This window comes from Pseudomonas sp. RIT357, from assembly GCF_000632245.1.
Lineage (GTDB): Bacteria > Pseudomonadota > Gammaproteobacteria > Pseudomonadales > Pseudomonadaceae > Aquipseudomonas > Aquipseudomonas sivasensis.
On the sequence record NZ_JFYX01000006.1, the window covers coordinates 1 to 19,300 of the forward strand.

10 protein-coding genes and 1 pseudogene are annotated in these 19,300 nt (G+C 58.9%); 4 read left to right on the forward strand and 7 right to left on the reverse strand.

Features of this window, described 5'->3' with window-relative positions; all coding sequences use genetic code 11:
- Positions 1-319: hypothetical protein (locus tag BW43_RS29110; RefSeq protein WP_256226072.1), on the forward strand; the 319-nt coding region annotated here is incomplete at its 5' end.
- A 405-nt stretch (positions 320-724) separates the two neighbouring features.
- On the opposite strand, the gene BW43_RS20910 is transcribed toward BW43_RS29110, so the two are convergent.
- From BW43_RS20910 to BW43_RS20890, 6 genes and pseudogenes are all read right to left on the reverse strand, one after another.
- A complete protein-coding gene (locus tag BW43_RS20910; RefSeq protein WP_032885330.1) occupies positions 725-973 on the reverse strand; it encodes a hypothetical protein in 249 nt (82 codons plus the stop codon).
- A gap of 15 nt (positions 974-988) precedes the next feature.
- Positions 989-2,275, reverse strand: a pseudogene (locus tag BW43_RS29115) (DUF637 domain-containing protein); the annotation flags it as partial.
- 300 nt (positions 2,276-2,575) lie between these two features.
- Positions 2,576-2,950 carry a hypothetical protein gene (locus BW43_RS28730; RefSeq protein ID WP_155989945.1) on the reverse strand — a complete coding sequence of 125 codons (375 nt, stop codon included), beginning with the start codon at positions 2,948-2,950 and terminating at the stop codon, positions 2,576-2,578.
- Positions 2,947-8,964, reverse strand: coding sequence for a DUF637 domain-containing protein (locus tag BW43_RS20900; RefSeq protein WP_050442810.1), 6,018 nt, complete (start codon positions 8,962-8,964; stop codon positions 2,947-2,949). Before BW43_RS20900 ends, BW43_RS28730 begins: the two co-directional genes overlap by 4 nt.
- Positions 8,965-8,982: 18 nt before the next feature.
- Positions 8,983-10,677, reverse strand: a complete 1,695-nt coding sequence (locus BW43_RS20895) for a ShlB/FhaC/HecB family hemolysin secretion/activation protein (protein WP_032885332.1) — start codon at positions 10,675-10,677, stop codon at positions 8,983-8,985.
- Between the two features lie 415 nt (positions 10,678-11,092).
- Positions 11,093-12,721 carry a hypothetical protein gene (locus tag BW43_RS20890; RefSeq protein ID WP_032885333.1) on the reverse strand — a complete coding sequence of 543 codons (1,629 nt, stop codon included), beginning with the start codon at positions 12,719-12,721 and terminating at the stop codon, positions 11,093-11,095.
- 143 nt (positions 12,722-12,864) lie between these two features.
- Here BW43_RS20890 and pvdM point away from each other — a divergent pair, with 143 nt between their 5' ends.
- The 3 genes from pvdM to BW43_RS20875 are packed head-to-tail and all read left to right on the forward strand — an operon-like array spanning position 12,865 to position 16,400.
- Positions 12,865-14,208 carry a pyoverdine-tailoring dipeptidase-like protein PvdM gene (pvdM, locus tag BW43_RS20885; RefSeq protein ID WP_032885334.1) on the forward strand — a complete coding sequence of 448 codons (1,344 nt, stop codon included), beginning with the start codon at positions 12,865-12,867 and terminating at the stop codon, positions 14,206-14,208.
- 18 nt (positions 14,209-14,226) lie between these two features.
- Positions 14,227-15,495 carry an aminotransferase class V-fold PLP-dependent enzyme gene (locus BW43_RS20880; RefSeq protein WP_032885335.1) on the forward strand — a complete coding sequence of 423 codons (1,269 nt, stop codon included), beginning with the start codon at positions 14,227-14,229 and terminating at the stop codon, positions 15,493-15,495.
- A 32-nt stretch (positions 15,496-15,527) separates the two neighbouring features.
- Positions 15,528-16,400, forward strand: a complete 873-nt coding sequence (locus tag BW43_RS20875; protein WP_032885336.1) for a formylglycine-generating enzyme family protein — start codon at positions 15,528-15,530, stop codon at positions 16,398-16,400.
- Between the two features lie 99 nt (positions 16,401-16,499).
- Here the strand turns inward: BW43_RS20875 and BW43_RS20870 are convergent, their stop codons facing one another.
- Positions 16,500-18,986 carry a TonB-dependent siderophore receptor gene (locus BW43_RS20870; protein ID WP_032885337.1) on the reverse strand — a complete coding sequence of 829 codons (2,487 nt, stop codon included), beginning with the start codon at positions 18,984-18,986 and terminating at the stop codon, positions 16,500-16,502.
- Between the last annotated feature and the right edge of the window lie 314 nt (positions 18,987-19,300).

A 19,300-nucleotide genomic window follows, 5' to 3' on the forward strand; every position in this document is an offset into this window, starting at 1 on the left:
GACATGGGAAGCGGGGACAAGGGGGACGGGGGTTGGTTCCGTAAATTTCTGCCGTTATCCGGCGAGCTGTTTGCGAGGTGTCTGGAGAATCCGGGGCGATTCAGTTCTGGCTCTGAGTGTCAGCGCCGATATGCTGCTATTTGATGAGGGAGAACGTGGGCCGGATGACCTCCTGAAACTTCAGTTTGAGGCCATTTCCAAGCTGGATGACAAAGAGCGCGAAGCCCTGGAGACAGTGATCAGTAGCGTATTGCACATGCACGACGCCAAGCGCTGGACACAAGCTGCGACTAAAAGAGACAGCTTGCCGGGCCAATAAAACGGGCCAACCTTGAAAAAAAGACCAGTTCTGTGGGGCTGCCGCTGTGTATAACAAATGCTATACAACTCACGTCAGTGCTTGCTGGGCGAAACACTCGTTCTGTAATACAAATGTATAGCAGCACCCAGAAGACAGAAACCGGATAACCAATTGATACATATAGAAAATACCCACCTCGCGGGAGGTGCGTGATGTGTATTGAGATTTTGCTCCTGTTAAGGAGCGAAAAATCATGCTCAAAAAAAGCGTATTGAGCAGATAGACCGTAGGTCGTCAGGGGTGGGTGCAAATTGAGTGCAGAAAGGTTGCAACTTGGGAGCAAAAAGGGTGCAAATAGATAGCAAAAAGGAAGCAAAAGCACCGGCGCAAGGCCGGTGCTGGGAGAGTGCTATCACTATACAGTCAACTTAACTCAATTGATTTCAGCTGCCCCTCGCCATCGCACAAAATAATGACCGTACCGTACGGACAATCTAGAGTTATCACCCTGTCCTTGTACTCATCATCAACCATTCCGGATGGCTTACGAGTAGGGCTGTCAAATCTAATCTCTAGAAAATAGCCCTCCCCATTAGCTTGATTTGGCAAGGCATCTTTATTGCCTTGCTCAGACAAGATTTTTTGAATTTCCTCAATATGAATTGACGCCATAAGCCCTCCGCGAACTCAAGGTAACGGGACAAAATCGCCTTTGCCTAATAAGTTTTTAACTTGGTTAGGTCTAATTGGACCAACGGAAATAATTTTCATCTCGTCTCTTGGCACAGTAATTCGAATCAGCTTCCCTTCAACTTCTTGAATTACATTGATATGCCCTGTCCTTGCATCCATAAACCGAGTAGCGCTGGGATTATTGGCAAGTTTCTGCAAAGCATCGGCATCAAGCTTTCCTGCAAGCTGACCCATTCGAGGATCGTTGAGCTGGCCAAATACGCGATCAGCAATTGAGAAGTTTTTTGCGGAACCAGCAACTTCGCCTACGCCTTTTGCACCAACAGACCCAACCGTACTCGTCCCGCCCTTCCCAACAACAAGCCCCACCCCCGGAAGCATACCAGCTATCTCGGCATGCGTTCCCTGCAAGGTCTTCTGCACGGCCAATCGCATGTCATCCTGATTGCTATCCAGAAACCCTCGGACGATTAGCCGCTCTTCCCAGTTGAGTGCGCCGCTACTTTCGTATTTATCAAGTGCCGCATTTCCCACGGCAATTAATGACCGTTGAGCGTCGCAACTGGCGACATCGGTGCAGTGCATCAGGTCCATCCCGGACTTCTGGTCGCTGATGCCTTCGTACTTGAGCGTCAGGTCTGCTCGACAGGCAGCAGGATTTTCTGCTCCCCTGCACCCTTTCAAGTCCTTTACCAGGTCATCCACTTCGTGGTGATTGAGGTAGTTGTAAGCCGTGGCGTTCTTGGCGATTTCGGCGCCTTTCTGTACATCGCCTTCCGTAGCGCCAGCCGCCGCGATACCTACCAGTTGCGAAGCTGCCAACAAGAGCGCCGGGTTACCTTCCACCGCGTGCGCAAGACTGGTGACCAACGCTTCATTTGCACCTGCTGCCAGCGCCCCTGTGGCAAAACTGCCGCCACCGGCCTCGCTGACCAAACCACCGACCAAAGCATGGAGCGCTACTTTTTCAGGGCCGGACTCGGGCCAGTTTTGACTTTGAGAGAAGTCCCCCACTGTGTTAAAAGCGATGGCCTGCAAGGTACTCTGGAGTTGCGAAACAAGGGCCTGATTAAGGTTTTCTTTCAGGCCACCACCTTGCAGCAAGGTACTGAGGCCTGCCTGGGTAGCCCCTTGTGCTCCTGAGTACGCTGCAAACTTGGCAATATCGGAAGCCGAGGCAAGATCCAAGCCTTGGGTAATGCCGTTGACCTTATCGCCTGTCACACCGAATGCGGGGTCAATTACGCCGGCAGTGAATCCAGCGGTCAGAGCGTTGGTGGCGTAGCCTTCAAAGCGGCGCTTGACGTAACTGGTAGCGCAGTAGCAGGTAACTTAATGACTGGGCTACTCTGAAGAACCCCCTTCAACTCATTTGGGCTAATAGTAAACACAGAGCGGGAATTGGAGACTTCTACGTCGAAATGACCTTTCACGACGTGATCAAAGCCCGCAGATACAGGTTTTCCAGTATCACGGATACGGAGTAGTTTCTGTGCGCCCATTGGCAATATTTATACGAGATTGCACTCGACCGGACACAGGTATTGCAGCCTCACCTGCGGCTTTTGCACCAGAGGAAACTCAGACAAATGAAATGTCTAACCTATCGACCCGCCATGAAATCAGCTTCCCCTCAAGGAAACCAAAGTCCGCCAGAAAAACCTCATCACAGAAGGTCAATCCACTACAGCACAAACAACTATCCCTCAACTCGCCGATAATTCTGTATGAATAGCCTGGACCTTCTCTAAGGACTGAGGGTGTGACATGAAAAACCTCTTGAACAATATACTCACCAAAAACCATGGGCAACAACTCTGCCCGATACACTCGCCCTATCTCAAGCTGATAGGGAAGATAACTTGCAAAGCAGGTAAGCCGCTGACCACATACAACAATCGAGACCTCCTCTTCTATTTCAGGATTGATGCCATCAACAAGCACTGAATAAATCATGGCACAGGCCTTATAGTTTTATCTTTAGGATCACCATTCAACATCTTCCAAAAACTCTTGCCACTTTCCACATGGATTGTAGTTATGGCGCCATCAGAATTAGTTCCTACGAACCCATACTTCGCATCTCCACGGGACGAATTACCCATGAACTGCACGTAGCCAGTTCGCATTTCGCCCTTGTACAGATACTGAACCTTATCCCCGCCTTGCATAATGTCTTTGCCCACCTGCAAATATTCGATAGACGACTTTGCCCCAAATTCAGCACCGTGTTTTTCAAAGTGACCAATCAGCTTTGCTTCATCAGCAAAACTAGCCGACCTCACATTTACAGGCGCTTTTGCACCACCCGCCACAGCCCGCTTGTAAGCCAAACCCCCTGCAACAGTACCCAACCCTACAGCCAGCGCAACCTTAAGACTATCCGCAATGTCCTTCGCCTGGCTATCGCTCAGCTCCCATTTCGCCTTGATCGAATCGACCATGGCGCCGACTGAATGCTCGGTCGTGGCTGTCGCCAGCATTTCCTGGAACTCAAAATTGCCGTTGATGAGGTTCTGTATCGCATCCCGGGCACCGGGCGAGGCGTATTCAGCGATGTCTTTGATGGCGTCCAGATTCGCCATGGTGTTGGCGACTTCTTTGGACAATGCGGCACAAGACCTGGGATCAGCCTTGCAGCCGACAATAGCGTCAATGTCCTGCTGCAGGCTTAACTCTTTGAACTTACGTGTGGTGTCTTCGATGCAGGAGGCATCGGTGCAGCGGGTTATCTGTTTGGCGGCTCGCTCAAGTTGGTTGTGTGCCAGGTAGTTGTACTGCGTTGCGTTCTTTGCAACCCAACCGCCTTTCTCCAGCGCGGCCGCATCCGTATCTTCTTTTGCTGCAGCCGCTAACACGCCGACGATTTGTGAGCTCATCGTCAACAGGTTGTCATTCCCCTTGACCAAGGAATCCAGCTGGGTGACCAACGCCTCGCTTGCAGCGGCGGCCAAGGCGCCAGTTCTAAAGTCTCCGCCCGTGGCTTCTGCCAGCAGTCCACCGACCATGGCGTGAATCGCTACCTTCGGCGCCGAACCATCCGCGAGGACGTTTTTGGTGTAATCGCCCACCAGGTTGAAGCTGGCTGCAGCCAGTGTATTGAACAGCGCGTTTTTCAATGCATCACTGACGCTTGCGCCCTGCCCCAGCGCCTTATTCAGTAACAGAGACGTGCCATTCTGCAGCCCCTGATTGGCCGCAAATTGGCCTACGCCAGTCCAGGTGTTCAGCGAGCCCGATGCAGTGACTTTCTCTAGGGCCGTATTGGTTTGGGCCCCCGTCCACTGATCAAAATACCCCACAGTCAGACCAGCGGTGATTGCCGAAACGGCGTACCCCTTCATCGCGTCGGAGGACGTCACGTCCTTGAAGACGGCGCCGAGATTGCCTCGGTTATTGATCGCGCTGACGCTGGCATTGGTAGAGGCGCCTGTTGCTACAGCACCTACCATGGCGCCCCCCACACCGCCCCCTGCGGCGGCGGCAGCCATTGGCCCGATAACCGCCGACATCACAATCGCGATGATGATTTGCGACGCAGGTCCTAGCCCCGAGTGGCTGTACTTGAAGCTGTCGTGCACCTCCCTGACTTGGCGCCAGTCCACATCACCGCGATTTTCTGCGTCCTTGAGCCAAGCCAGTTGTGGATCTGCTTTGACCATTGCCTCGATGGACTGGCTGACGGTCTGCTGATTAACCTGTTTGATATCGATCTTCAAACCTTCAACGGCCTTGATCGCAATACTGCCCTCGGCAACCAACTGACTTTGCCGCAGCGTTTCGTCGGTACTGCCCTTGCCCCTGGATGAAACCCAGAACGCGCTGTTGTTACTCTTCTCGTGACTCTCCTGGCGCAAATCCTTCACCGCCTCAAAGGTCACTGCACCACCGCTGGTAATGGTGATATCCGCACCACTCTCCAGCCGCGCGCCCTGGTACAACTGGTCGCCGCCACTGACGAGGTTGAGGCTGCCGCCGGTGCTGATCTGGCTGCCGACAGCGCGTACGTCGGTGACTTCATCGCGCTGGGTTTTGATCGCGCCAAAACTGCCCTTTTTCTTGTAGTCGTACAGGCTGTAGTCGCTGTCATTGGCGCTCAATAACTCCAGTTGTCCGCCCGCGATCAGGTAAGCATCCTTGCCGCTGGTGACTTGGCTGGCATGCAGCAGGATGTCTTGCCCGGCCGTTGCCGTGAGGTTGCCGGCCGCGTTGAGTTGGCTGCCGATTTGGCGCACTTGGGTGGTTTGTTCGTGGGTCTTGGCACCGTTGCGTTTGCTGTGTACCTCGTGGTCGGTTTCGTTGGCGGCGGCAAGTAGGTTGATGTTTCCGCCGGCGGCCACGCTGAGGTCTTTGCCGGCATTGGCCTGGCTCGCCAACAGCGTGATGTCGCCGCCGGCTTGCAGGCTCAGGTTGCCGGCGGCGTTGACGTTGGCGCCAAGGTGTTCGGTACGGCTGTGTTGGGTGACAAGGTGCCCGCCGTTTTGCGTGGTGCGCACTTGCTGGGTGTCGGTGACAGCGATGAGGTTGATATCGCGGGCGGCGGTCAGGCTCGCGTCGCCGCCGCTGCTGATGGCGCCTCGGTTGTTAATGTCGCGCCCGGCATCGAGAGCCAGTTGCTGGCCCGCGCTGATCTGGCTTGCGTGATCGAGATGGGTGATGAGCGTGCCGTCACCCTGGTATTGGGCGTGGGCGGTTCGCTCATTGACGATGTCGCCGGTGAGGCTGGTGAGGTCCACGTGGCTGGCGCGGATTTCGCCGGCCATAGCGTTGCGGATGCTGTCGGTGGCCAGCAGGCTGAGGCGTTCGCCTGCAGTCATCGAGCCACCGTTGAGCAGGCTGCCATCAGCCATGGCGGTCAGGTCCTGGGTGGCCCTGAGCGTGCCGACACTGACGATATCGCCGCCGCTGACCAGGTTGATGTCCTGGCCCTGCACCAGGCTGGCGCCACGCAGGTTCTGGTGGTTAACCGTCGCCAGGTACAACACCGGTACCAGCACGTCTTCGCCTTGTACCTGGCGTTTTTCCATCCATACGATGTCGTGGGTCAGCGCGGCGACTTGTTGCGCGGTGAGGCCGACGCCGACGCTCAGTTGCAAGCTGTCGCGCGCGCTGAGGCCGTTGTCCATCAGGTGACGAAACTGCGCTTCATCGCTGTTCTGACCATCGAGAAAGCGTTGCCCGGTCTTGGCCAGCACGGCGTCACGGATCAGGCGACTTTCGTAGTAGCCGTCGCCGAGGCGGCGCCACGCCTCGTCGGTGTTGTAGCCGATCTTATCGAGCAGGTACTGGGAACTGAGGAAATTGCCCAGGTGGGTGAACAGCGGGTTGGTCTCGATGAGGTACGGGCTGCCGGGATCCTTGCTCGGGATAAACAGGCCGTACTCGCCGCTGGGCAAGTGAAACTCAGGCGGACGGGTCAGGTCATCGCTGAGTCGGTCGGGGCTCAGTTCAAGGTCATTGGGGTTGTGGCCGACCTCACCAATCAGCTGCGCCAGGGTGTTTTCGCGCAGGGTGCCATTTTGCAGGTATTGCGTGGCGTTCAGGTTGAGGCTGCCGCCCGCTTGCAGGGTGGCGGCGTACACTTCGCGGCCGTCTTCACGCCAGGTAGTGAGGGTGCCGGGATTGCTGAAGCCGGGGCCTTCGGAACGGGCCTTGAGTTCGGCAAAGCGCAACGGATCAAAAGGCGCGCTGTTGAAGGCCGGCAGATCGTGAAACTCCATCTGGTCCCACACGGCTTTGTCGATGCGCCCAGGGGTGCCGATGATCGTGCTGGACAGGCCGGTTTGTGAGGCGGCGCCCTGGTTGAGCAAGCGACGCGCGCTGAGGTGCATGTCGCCGTTGGCGGCCATCAGGCTGTAGCGGTTTTCCAACGTGTCGGCGTCGATATACAACTGTTGACCGGCCACCAGGCGGGCAGCCTTGGTGGAGCCGGGAGCGGCGGTTTCGCGCCAGGTTTCGGTGATGTAGATGGTGCCGCGCTTGAAGCTGTCATCGCCGTCACAGTGCTGGCCACAAACCCACTGAATGCTGCCGCCGACCAGTTCGCGCTCAAGGGCAAGCACCGTGCGGGCGTTCTCGAATTCAAGTGCCTTGATGTGCAGGTTGCCTTCGCTTTCCACGGTGCCGGACAGGTTGCGAAAGCTCGTCGCCTGGCCGCCGTCGGCGGCGGCGAAACTGAAATCGCCAACGCTGTAGACGTCGCCTTCGAGGTTGCTGAAATGCTCGCCGCGTATGTGCAAGTCACCGCCGCTGAACAGCAGTCCGGTATTGGCCACGTTGGCGCTGATCAGCAGGTTGCCTTGACTGCCCAGGCTGCCGTCGTTATTCAGTTGGGTTGCGTTGAGCTGCAGGTGACGGGCCGCACTCAGCACACCGAGGTTGTGCAGCACATCACGTACGCGCAGTTGGATGTCGTTGCCGCTGAGGATCTGGCCGTGGTTCTGGATGAGGTTGCGGGCGCTGAGAGTGGCATCGCCCTTCACGGCGATCAGGCCACTGTTGTGCAGATCTGCGTCAAGGGTAAGTTGCAGGTCACCATCGCTGAGCAGTTCGCCGCTGTTGTCGAAGGTGTTTGCGGCGAGGGTAATGTTGCCTGCCGCGACGGTCTTGCCGCTGTTGCTGACAGCATCGGCAATGAGATTCAGGTGGCCTTCGGTATGGAGCGTGCCGCTCTGGTTGTTGACCTGTTGAGCCGATAGGCTCAGTTCGCGGGCGGTGACGATCTGCCCGCTGTTGTTTATTTGTTGGCGGGCTTCGATCTCCGCGCTGTCTGCAGCGATGTTGCCGCTGTTGTCGACAACAGCGGTCTTGATGTCCAAATGGCCGCTTGCGTTGAGCTCACCTTGATTGTCCAGGCGTTCGGCGGTGATCCTGAGTTGCTTGCCGGCAATACGCTGGTCCTCCTGAATCCCACTGACCACCTTGCCCTGATTGCTCACGGTTGCCGCTTGCAAGTGCACATTGCCTGCACTGGCGAGGGTGTGCTGAACCACCAGATCGCCCTTCGCCTGCAGGTCCACATCTCCCGCTGCAAAGGTTGGGCCTTGCAACTCAATTGACGCGGCCGTGGCGTTCAACGCGCCGACGCTGGTGGTGTGGGCCAGGCTCAGGCCACCGTTGGCATTGATGACTATGTCCCCGGCGGTACTCGCCATATCCCCGGCCAGCCTTACGCCCACGCCTTGTTCCGTGCCAATCAGACGAATCGCCCCGGCATACATGCCGCCAAGGGCGCTGGCGTCGATGGCCAGTTGCGGCTTTTCGCGGCCATCATCGGCATGGGCACGAGTCTGCAGGCTGTCGGCGCTGACGTCATTGCGGCCGGTAATGATGTTGAGCTGGTCGGCGTGCAACTGCGCATTGAGTTTGGCGGTGCGAGTGATCAGATCGAATTGACCGACATTGCGCGCATTGAGTCCGGCGCCTTCCAGGGCGATATCACCGCCGTCCACGCGAAAGTGATCCAGACGCCCGCCGTCCAATACTGGTTTGCCAGTGGTCAGCGTCGCCCGTGGCGTATTGATAAAACCGCAGCCATTGCAGGTGATGCCATGGGGGTTGGCGACAATCACGCGCGCAGCCTGTCCGGCCACTTCGGTGTAGCCCCCCAGGTGGCTGCGATTGCCACCGGTGACCTCATTGAGAATCACGCTGGCTGCCTGCCCCTGCAAGCCGGGGTTGCCGAGGATCACCCCACCGAGCTGGGTGTTTTGCGTGGCATTCGTGGCGTTGTTTAGGATCAACCCGTTGCTGCCGACGTTGTAGTCGGTGAACAGGTTATGGGACAAGCCGCTGCCGTTGGGACCGGCGATATTGACCACCGGCACGCCATTGGGCGCTTGATCGATGCTGGTGCCGGGGCTGGCGGGGTCGACGCTCAGTTGCGCGGCAGCCGAGACGATCGGGTTGAGAAACAAAATACCTGCGAGGCTCAGGGCCAGGCACTGGTTAAAGGGGCTGCGCGCGTCCATAGGCAAGGTTCCTTGTTGTTAGAAGAAGAGGTCGATTCGGGCGTACATCGGGTGCTCGCGGTGCTCGATCACGGCCGGGCGCTCCAGAGCACGGGCGAATACCAGCGATGCGGCAAGGTGCCGGCCGCGCGCGCTGAGTTCCCAGGCATTGCCAGTGAGGCGCCCGGCCACGTCGGGGTTGTGCGGCCCACGGCGAATAACCCCAACGTCGTAGCCGAAGCCGACGCCCACTTCGTGCACCCACGGGCGCAAGGCGTCCCAACCCACGGCGTGGCGCCAGCGCAGTTGGCTGCGCCAGTAGCCGCCGCTGTTGCCCGAGAGATTCTGTTCGCTGAACCCGCGCACCGCGCCAAAGCCGCCGACGCTGAGGCGTTGTGGTCCATAGAGTTCGTCTTCGGCACGTTGGCCGGTGGCCAGGCTGTCGACGCTCCAGTGCTGGTCCAGCCAGCGAAAGGACTGCAGGTAACTGAGGGTCAGGCTGTATTTCTGATAGCGGGAGGTGGGGGCGCCGGAGCGTGTGGAGAGGTCGCGCTGGGCGTCCAACGCGCCGATGCCTTGCTGCCAACCGGCATCAAGGTTGAAAAACGCATTGCCGATGCGACGCCCATGGTTGAACCCCAACTGGCGCTCAGTGATGCGATGGCTGGACGTGCGCAACAACGCGTCTTCCAGGTAGTTACGTGTACGCAGGTGGCTCAGGCCGATGTTGAGCGCGGTCTTGCCGAGGTTGTCGCGGTGTAGCACGCGTTCGGCGCGAAGTTGCTGGGTGGAGGTGTCGCCGGACAACGCGAAGGCAAAGCCGGACGCATCATTTCGGGTGCGGTAATAGCTTTGGCTGTGGCTGAAATTGAAGGTCCACCAGCCATACGGCAAGCTGTAGAACAGGCTTTGGCTTTCGGAATGTCGCCAATGGTCGCTGACCGTGTCACGGTTGGCGCGCAGGCTCAGTTGGTCCGCCAGCCCCAAAGGGCTGTCCCATTCAAGGCCAAGACCGGCCTGCTGGCGGCCGGTGCTTTCGTCTCCATGGTTGTTGCGGTTAGCCGAGACGCGCCAGGGCTTGAAGCGTTCGCCCTTGAGTGCGACACGGCTACCGCCCACCGCTTGGCCCGGCATCAACTCAAGCTGCGGCTGGCGCGAGGGCAAGCGTCCCAGCTGATCGACCCATTGCTCCAGCTCGCGTAGATCCAGCACGTCACCGACGCTGCCAGGAAAGGTCATGGCTGACTCGGCGGGACTGGCCAGTGATGAGCTGTCGAGGCCTTCGAGGCGCCCTTCCACCACGATGATTTTAAGCTCGCCGTTTTTCAGGTCTTGCTGCGGCAGGTACGCCCGGGTGGTGACGTAGCCACGGCGCAGGTAATGGTCGGTGAGGCTTTTGAGCACCTCGTTTAGCTGAGGAACGCCAAGGCAGCGCCCCGACCAGGGAGCAAGCAAGGCCTCGCGCTTTGCCTCGGAGAGCAAGGTGGCACCTTCAACGGTGATGCGCGTGAGGGTCACGCACTGGCCGTCTTCAACCAGAGCAGGTGCGGTGCGTACTGCGGCTTTTCCAGGAAGGTTTTGCAGTTCGTCCAGACGTCGACGCTGCTCTTCCAGCACTTGCTGTTGTCTTTCCCGGGCCAGCTCTCTGTCGCCCGGTAAGGTTTGCGCCGCGGCAAGAAGTGGACCGCAGAGCAGCGCCACGCCAAGTAACGCGGGTCGTAAAACGGCTGACATCCTTTTCACCCTCACTGGTACTCATATGGAAAGAGCACGCAGCTTGCCGAGGCTGAATTGGTAAAGGAAAAGCAGAAAGGTTACAAAAATCTCAGGATTGCGAAGGGTATTCCTACATCTGTCACGCAGCGTTAAAAAGTCCGTCAGATTTTTCCTAAAAACATGGGAAAAGATCAGGTACCGAGCAGGAAAAAAGAATAAAAAAAGAAACGTATGGTTTTTTCTCCCACTCGAAATCTTCAAACCTACAAGCACATCGGAAAAAAGATAGGAATGGATAAACCAATTTGTCAGAGAGGTAACGCAGGACGCTTAGCCATCAGGCTTTTGCGCTTACCTGAAAACGAAAACCGCAGATTAATACCCCGCAGCTACCGTTTTACATCGTAAAAATCGTAGTTTCATCGACAAGCGGTCACGCTTCCCGCGTCTTCACCTTCAAATGCCGCGCATACCACGGCCGCTTCGGCACGCGCTTGAACAACCCTGTGAGCGCATCGTCGTCAGCACCAAAGGTAATACGCAACGCGAGCTTCATGGTCTCCGGGTCCATTTCCATCGACTTGCCCATTTGCAACCCCGGCGTGGTGCTGCAGCCGTGGGTGTCCGGGCCGAGCCACGGGTCGCCGACTTCGACCCAGCGGCCCGGGGCGAACCAGGCTACGCCGTTGACTTCCAGCCGGCTGACTTCGCCTGGATTGAAGCGTTCATGGGCCCGGAACCAGTCTTCGATGCGGTCGTCGATCCAGCCGTGGAAGTGCCAGAACACCGGGTTTACGTGGGAGGAAAACGGGTCGCCAAGGAAGTCGTTTTCGGCGGCGTACCACCGCGCGGCAAAGTCTGCCGGGTCGCGGGCAAAGGGCACTGGCGCGCCGTTGGAGGGATCGCGGGGCACGGAGGCCCAGCGCATGTGCAGCCAGTCGTGCAGGCCCAGTTCCATCTCGGAACCCAGTTGGCCCAAGGTGTATTTGGCCAGGTAACGCGGGTCGCGGTATTGGGACTCCCAGACCTGGAAGTTGCTGTGGTACGTCTCTTGCGACTTGATGTCGCTGACCCACTGGGTGTATTCGCTGTCGTCGGGGGCCAACCAGGTCGGCGGCAGGGCGAAGCCATCGTGGTTGTCGAAATAGCGTACAAACCCCAGGCGATCACGCTCCAGCGCCGGTTGCGGTTCGGGGAAGGCCGGCCAAGAGGGTAAGTCCTGCATGGCGCGTGCAGTGCCGAGCATGTGTCGATGCATAAAGAAGAAGTCGATGCCCGAGCCGTTGCGATCTTTGCGCTTGCCACGGGCGTCGCGCTCCTGGCCCCGTGGGCCGGGCTGCCAGCCGATGCCGCGCAGGGCATCGCGTTTTTCTTCGGAGAGTTTGTGCCATTGGTCGCGAGTGGCGTGCCACAGCTGGTGGAACAGGCGGTGTTCGGGGGCGATCAGCCAGGCGAGCAAGGTCGGGTTGTGACCGATGCGCTCGCGGGCTTCAGGAAACAGCTGTTTGTGGGCGATAAAGCGGTTGTCGCGTTCGGTCAGGGCCAGGGGGCGATTCAAGTCGAGGATCTGCCCGCTGAGGGTGCCGCTGCCGGCGTTGCCGAAGTCGGCCCAGACTTCATCAAGGGTCATCTTGAATTCATAGGCGGGCCTGCCATCGGCCGAGTCGCGGTCGATCAAGCGCCAGTAGAGCAACGCGCCCTCGCCCGTCAGCAAATCGCCCAATACCCGGTAACGCGGTTCGCCTTCGGCACGCAGGTTGGCGGCGGTGTCCAGGTAGCCGCGCAGGCCTCGGCCACGGGGGGCGATGTCGAGCAGCAGTTCCAAGCCTTGCAGCGGCAGGCCCTTGAGGCCAGCGTCGAGGCCTTCCAGGCGCAGGCTCCAGACGCCACGCAAGGTATTGGCCAGTTGCTGGCCGGCGGTGTCGGCCAGATCGACCGTGGCTTCGCCGGGGGTGATGGGGAATTCTTCACGCGTCCACTCGCGATGGGCATAGAAAGCTGCCGGCACAGCGGCGCCGGTGAGCGCGAGGCCTGCGATGAACCCACGTCGAGAGATGGTCATTGTTTACCTTAGGAAACGGCTTGATCAGAGCTAGAACGTTTGCTGGCAGGGGAAATTTACCGCCGCCGTCTCGCCCGCCTAAATTTCCCCGCTCATCGCTCGTTCTTCCCAGATAGCAAAGGCCTCAACTGACTGAGATGGCAATGACAAAATCACGTTCGAAAAAGGCGTTGTATATCGGCCTGCCGCTGGCCCTGGCCGTCGGCGCTGGCTTGCTGGTCTGGGATCACTGGTTCAGGGGCAACGCCGGCTACTCGCTGGAGGTGATCAAGCAGGCCAACGAGATGCAGGATCGGTTGTTGTCGTTCGACAGCCATATCACTGTGCCGGTGGATTTCGGCACCGCAGGCAAAGAAGCGGACAAGGACGGCAGCGATCAATTTGACCTGGTCAAGGCCAGTCGGGGCCGCTTGTCCGGCGCCGCCCTGACCATCTTCGGCTGGCCGGAAATCTGGAACGGCCCGAACGCACCGCACAAGCCCACCGAAGGGTTTGTCGAAGCGGCACGCCATGAACAGGAAGTGCGCTACAAGATCATCAGCGCCATGGTGCGCGACTTCCCCAATCAGGTCGCCATCGCCTACACCCCGGACGACTTCCGGCGCCTGCATGGCGAGGGCAAGTTCGCGATCTTTATGAGCATGCTCAACGCCTACCCGCTGGGCAACGATCTGAACCAGTTGGACCTGTGGGCCGCGCGCGGCATGCGCATGTTCGGCTTCAGCTATGTGGGCAATAACGCCTGGTCGGACTCATCGCGCCCGCTGCCGTTCTTCAATGATTCGGTGGATGCGCTCGACGGGCTGTCCGACATCGGCAAACAAGCCGTGCACCGTCTCAATGACCTGGGTGTGATCATCGATGTGTCGCAGATGTCGACCAAGGCCCTGGAACAGGTGGCGCAGCTGAGCCGCACACCAATGGTGGCGTCCCACTCGGCGCCGCGTGCGGCGGTGGATATCCCGCGCAACCTCAGCGACAAGGAATTACAGCTGATCAAGCACAGTGGCGGCGTGGTGCAGATCGTGGCCTTCTCGGCCTACCTGCGCCCGCTGAGCCAGCCAACCCAGGACAAGCTCAACACGCTGCGCGCCCGTTTTGACCTGCCGCCCCTGCCGAACCTGGCCATGGCCCTGATGCCAGGCGATCCCATCATCGCTGCCTGGCCCGAGCAGCGGTTCGGCGAGTACGCCAGCGCGCTGTACGGCATCCTCGACGAGGAACCCAAGGCCACCCTCAAAGACCTGGGCAACGCGATCGACTACACCGTGCGCAAGATCGGCATCGACCACGTCGGCCTGTCTTCAGACTTCAACGACGGGGGTGGCATCGACGGCTGGAACAACGTCGGCGAAATCCGCAACGTCACCGCCGAGCTGATCCAGCGCGGCTACTCCGAAGCCGACATCGCCAAGCTGTGGGGAGGCAACTTCCTGCGGGTCTGGGACCAAGTACAAAAAGCCGCCAAACCATTGGCCAACCGTTAACCCTCTAGAAGCCAGTCCATGACCGACCGCCGTACGTTTCTCAAGCAGGCAGGGGTACTTGCCGCCAGCCTGCCGCTGGGCGCTGCCATCCTGCCTCAGGCGCAAGCAGCCGCAACACAAGACCCATGGACCGGGTTCAAGCGACTGTTCAACCAAGACCCGGACTACCTGCACTTCTCCAACTTCCTGGTGACCTCGCACCCCAAACCGGTACGCGAAGCCATTGAGCGTTACCGCGCACAGATCGACCGCAACCCAGGGCTGGCCATGGACTGGGACTTGCAGGAAACCTGGAAGCGTGAAGGCCAGGTGCGCGAATGGGCCGGCCGCTACCTGAAGGCCTCTCCCCCGCAGATCGCCTTGACCGGCAGCACCTCCGAAGGGCTGGCGATGATCTATGGCGGGATCAAGGTACGGCCCGACCAGGAAATCCTGACCACGGTTCACGAGCATTACGCCACCCAGAACGTGCTGGACTTTCGTGTGCTCAAGCAAGCCACACAGGTACGCCGGATCGCACTGTTCGACAACGCCAACCAAGTCTCTGTCGATGAAGTACTCGGCAATATCCAGAGCAACATCCGCCCCAACACCCGTGTGTTGGGCATGACCTGGGTGCAGTCCGGCAGCGGCGTGAAGCTGCCCATCGGCGAGATCGGCAAGCTGGTGGACGAGCACAACCGCAACCGCGATGAGCAAGACCGCATCCTCTACGTGGTGGATGGTGTGCACGGCTTCGGCGTGGAAAACCTCGATTTCCCCGACATGCACTGCGACTTCTTCATCGCCGGCACCCATAAATGGATGTTCGGCCCGCGCGGCACCGGTCTGGTGTGCGCCCGCGACCCCGAGAACAAATACGTCACGCCGATGGTGCCGACCTTCTCCGAGGACAAGGACTTCGCCACCAGCATGACGCCTGGCGGCTACCACGCCTTCGAGCATCGCTGGGCCGCAGATGAAGCCTTCAAGCTGCACTTGCAGTTGGGCAAGGCCCAGGTGCAGACACGCATCCATGGACTGAATACCGAGCTGAAAGACCAATTGCTGGCGCAGCCACAGGTCGAGCTGGTCACCCCGCGCAACCCCGCGCTGTCCGCCGGTTTCACCTTCTTCCGAATCAAGGGCCAGGACAGTGAAGCAGTGGTGGCCCACATGATGAAACACCGTGTGGTGATCGATTCGGTGGACCGTGATGTCGGCCCCGTGATTCGCACCTCGCCTGGCCTGCTCAATAACGCCGACGAAATCCAGCGGTTCATGACCCTGCTGCGCCAGCGGGTGTGACGCTCACTTTTCCCTTTGAACGAGATGCCCACATGATTCCATTCCGACTCAAACCCTTGACCACTCTGGCGCTCACCGCCCTGTGCAGCGCCCTGCTGCCAGGCGTGGCCCAGGCCGCCGCGCCACAGCCGGGCAAAGTGTTCAAGGACTGTAAGGACTGCCCGGAAATGGTCGTGCTGCCCGCCGGCACCTTCACCATGGGGACGCCTGAGGATGAGGTCGGTCGCGAGCCGGATGAAGGCCCGATGCATGACGTGACCTTCGCCAAACCGTTCGCCATGAGCCGCTTCCACATCACTGCCGGTGAATGGGACAGCTATGTGCGCCAGACCGGCGTGAAGATCGCCAATGGCGACACCCGCCCCGGCCGCGAATGCATCGCCAGCAAGCCGCGCTATCCACAAGGCCCACGTCAGCCGGCAGTGTGCATGGACATGGACGACATCAAGGCCTACGTCGCCTGGCTGTCGAAAAAGACCGGCCAACACTACCAAATGGTCAGCGAAGCCCAGCGCGAATACGCCGCCCGTGCCGGTTCCACCGGGCCTTTCCCGTTCCCCTTCGATGAAGGCAAGGGCTACAGCATCGCCGAACACGCCAACACCTACGGGCCTGCGGACGGCTACAGCTACTCGTCGCCAGTGGGCAGCTACCCGCCGAACGCGTTCGGCATGTACGACATGCACGGCAACGTCTACGAGCGCGTCGCCGACTGCGAACATACCAACTACATCGGCGCCCCTGCCGACGGCAGTGCCTGGGTAGAGCCTAACTGCGAGTCCTATCAGATTCGCGGCAATGACTGGGGTGAAGCACCGGTATTTTCGCGCTCGGGCAACCGCAACACTATCTACCCGCAGACGCGGGGCGACTGGATCGGCTTCAGGGTTGTGCGTGATCTCTGATTACGCACACTGAAACCGGCAAAAAAAAACCGCCTGGCATGAGCCAGGCGGTTTTTTTATGTCTGGAGGGCGCCGGCACACGTGCCGGCTCCCGGTGGATCAGAACGCGTACTTGGCGTTGATCATTGCGTTGCGAGGTTCGCCGTAGGAGCCCGAATTGAACGTGCCCATGCCGTCGTAGTACTTCTGGTCAAACAGGTTGTTGACGTTCAGCCCCACACTCAGGTGGTCATCCACTTGGTATTTGGCCAACAAGCCAACCACGGCGAACGGATCCTGCGTTGCCTTGTAGTAAGGGCCGGAGTAGTTGATTTGCGATGCAGCGTACATCTCGCTTTGCCAGGTCACGTTGCCACCGACAGTCAACTTGTTCCACTCACCCGGCAGGCGATAAGTAGTGCCGAACTTGAACTGGTTGATCGGCTGGTTGGTCTGCACCCGACCCCCGTCCTTGTCATGGGACTCGCGGTAGGTATAACCACCAAACACGTTCCAGCCACTGACCACTTCACCCGAGATCTCGGTCTCGACGCCACGGGTGTTGGTACCACTGATGGCCTTGTACACAGCGCGGCCCGAAGAATCCGTGCCCGACTGTTCCGGCGTGTTCTTCTGATTAATCTCAAACACCGCGACGCTCGCGTTCAGCGCGCCGTCGAAGAACTCACCTTTGAGACCGATCTCGTAGTTGTCGCCTTCAAGCGGCGCCAGCGAAGTGCCCGACGCTGTTTTGTAGAACGTCTGCGGCAAGAAGATGCTGGTGTAGCTGGCGTACGCCGAATAGGTGTCGTTCAGCTCATAGACGATACCGGCATACGGCGTGACAACGCCGGTCTTTTTGGTCTTGTCGGTCGTCTTGGTGCCATCGAGATAGTTCTTGACCTCGTCATCCTGATTCCACCAGCTGAGCCGGGTACCCAGAATGATGGTCAGCGGATCGAACGGTTTCAAACGCAGGGCGCCGTACATGCCGGTCTGCTGCAAGGTCGTGACGGTACCGCCATCCTTTTGATACTCACGATTGCCGTACTCACGGCCGTCCCAGTTGAAAATATTCGCCGAACCGTAGTCGCCGTCATCATTGTGGCTGGCGTAGTTAGGGAAGTTCAGGTGAGTGCGCGAAGCACTGGCACCCACCACCAACTCATGCTCGCGACCGCCCAGGTTGAACGGGCCGGACGCATAGGTATCGAGCGTATCCTGGGTCTGGTAGCTGTCCAGGCGGTAAATAAATACGCCTGTGCCTTCACCAGTCACAGGGTCAGGGTAGCCGCCACTTGCCGATGCGCCCTGGCCTTTACGGTAGGAGTATTGATGGCTGTAAGCAGTCTTCAGGCTCCAGTCATTGTCCAGCTTGTGATCAAGCATGGCGGTGAAGTTATAGCTGGTGTTGTCCATGTAACTCGAACGCGAGGCCGGGTTGAATGAACGGGAGAAATTGGTTTGCTTGCCATTGCTGAAGAACAGCGGGATATGCCCGTAGCTGGTGCCTTCGGCGTCGTTGTTCTGGTAGTCGAGGCTAGTGCGCAGCGTAGTGCTGTCGTTGAGATCGATATCCAACGCGCCGTACATCACGCGCTTTTCCTGGCTGTACCAGTCAATGAACGAATTTTGCTTCTGATAAGCCGCGACGAAACGTCCACGCACATTGCCGGTTTCTGTCAGCGGACCCGAGACGTCAACTTCGGAGCGGTAACGGTCCCACGCCCCCGCTTCTCCGGAAACGTAGGCCTGGAAGTCCTTGGTCGGACGCTTACGCACCAGGTTGATGGTGGCCGACGGAGTGCCCGCACCGCTCATCAGGCCGGTCGCGCCGCGCACCACTTCGACACGGTCATAGATGGCCATGTCCGAGATTGCGCCTACGTATTGCTGGGACTCGTTGGCCACCTGGGACGGGATGCCGTCGTACTGGAAGTTCTGGATCGCAAAGCCACGGGAGTAAAACGTGTAACGCTCACTGTCGCGGTGGTTGATGCTGATACCCGGCGTGAACGCCATCACTTCGTTAAGCGTCGAAAGATGCTGGTCGTCCATCAGTTGACGGGTAATCACGCTCACCGACTGCGGCGTTTCGCGCAGGGACAAGGGAAGCTTGGTGGCGGTGCTGGTCGCCCCCGTGGTGTACGAACCGGTGTTTTCAGTCGTCTCCCCAAGACCCTCGGCACTGATCGTGGTCGCGCCCAGGTTCAGCGCCGAACCGCTGGATGGCGCCATCACGATATAGCTGCCGCTGGCTTCGCGACTGGCCTGCAAGCCACTGCCCGACAACAGTCGAGACAGGCCTTCATCCACGCCAAACTGCCCTTTCAACCCTGGAGTGGAGCGCTGGCTGGCGATCGCTGGATCGTAGGAAATCGAGACACCGGCCGCCGAGCCGAATGCCATCAGCGCATCCGATAATTTACCGGCCGGAATCGCGAAGGCAACCTTGCCGGCTTCGCTCTGGGCAAGTGCGACGCTCGGCATCAATGTGGCGGCAGCCGGCACAGCCAGCGCGGCGCCCAACATCATCAGACGCACAGTCTGCGGCAATTTCTTCAGCGCGTAATGCTTGGGCGTAGACAACCAAAGGAGATAAGGCATCGACAGCAATCCTTGAACAATGAGGCGTGTGTTTGGCAGAAATTAGTGGCGTCTTTGAGCGCCTCTGGTTAATAAGACGGTTCAGGTAATGAAAACCAGACTCATTTACCTGCTTTTTTTTACCACCCCTCTAAACGCGCTCAACCCTCAACCGCCAGGGGCACTGAGGGTCGAGCACGCGTGCTCATAGAAATGAAAGCATCCATGGGAAGGGATCGGCGCACCGGCCTACGGGTGCCGGCCATGGAACATGGCCGCATCCAATCTATAACGTGGGGCTGGCGGACAAATTTAGGGCCCGCGCCCAACGCAAT

What these genes read in the sequence shown, in the direction of transcription:
- BW43_RS20900 (WP_050442810.1), bottom strand. Translation starts at nt 8,964, where the DNA reads ATGGACGCGCGCAGCCCCTTTAACCAGTGCCTGGCCCTGAGCCTCGCA.
- BW43_RS20880 (WP_032885335.1), top strand. Translation starts at nt 14,227, where the DNA reads ATGACCGACCGCCGTACGTTTCTCAAGCAGGCAGGGGTACTTGCCGCC.
- BW43_RS20875 (WP_032885336.1), top strand. Translation starts at nt 15,528, where the DNA reads ATGATTCCATTCCGACTCAAACCCTTGACCACTCTGGCGCTCACCGCC.
- BW43_RS20910 (WP_032885330.1), bottom strand. Translation starts at nt 973, where the DNA reads ATGGCGTCAATTCATATTGAGGAAATTCAAAAAATCTTGTCTGAGCAA.
- BW43_RS20890 (WP_032885333.1), bottom strand. Translation starts at nt 12,721, where the DNA reads ATGACCATCTCTCGACGTGGGTTCATCGCAGGCCTCGCGCTCACCGGC.
- BW43_RS28730 (WP_155989945.1), bottom strand. Translation starts at nt 2,950, where the DNA reads ATGATTTATTCAGTGCTTGTTGATGGCATCAATCCTGAAATAGAAGAG.
- BW43_RS20895 (WP_032885332.1), bottom strand. Translation starts at nt 10,677, where the DNA reads ATGTCAGCCGTTTTACGACCCGCGTTACTTGGCGTGGCGCTGCTCTGC.
- BW43_RS20870 (WP_032885337.1), bottom strand. Translation starts at nt 18,986, where the DNA reads ATGCCTTATCTCCTTTGGTTGTCTACGCCCAAGCATTACGCGCTGAAG.
- pvdM (WP_032885334.1), top strand. Translation starts at nt 12,865, where the DNA reads ATGACAAAATCACGTTCGAAAAAGGCGTTGTATATCGGCCTGCCGCTG.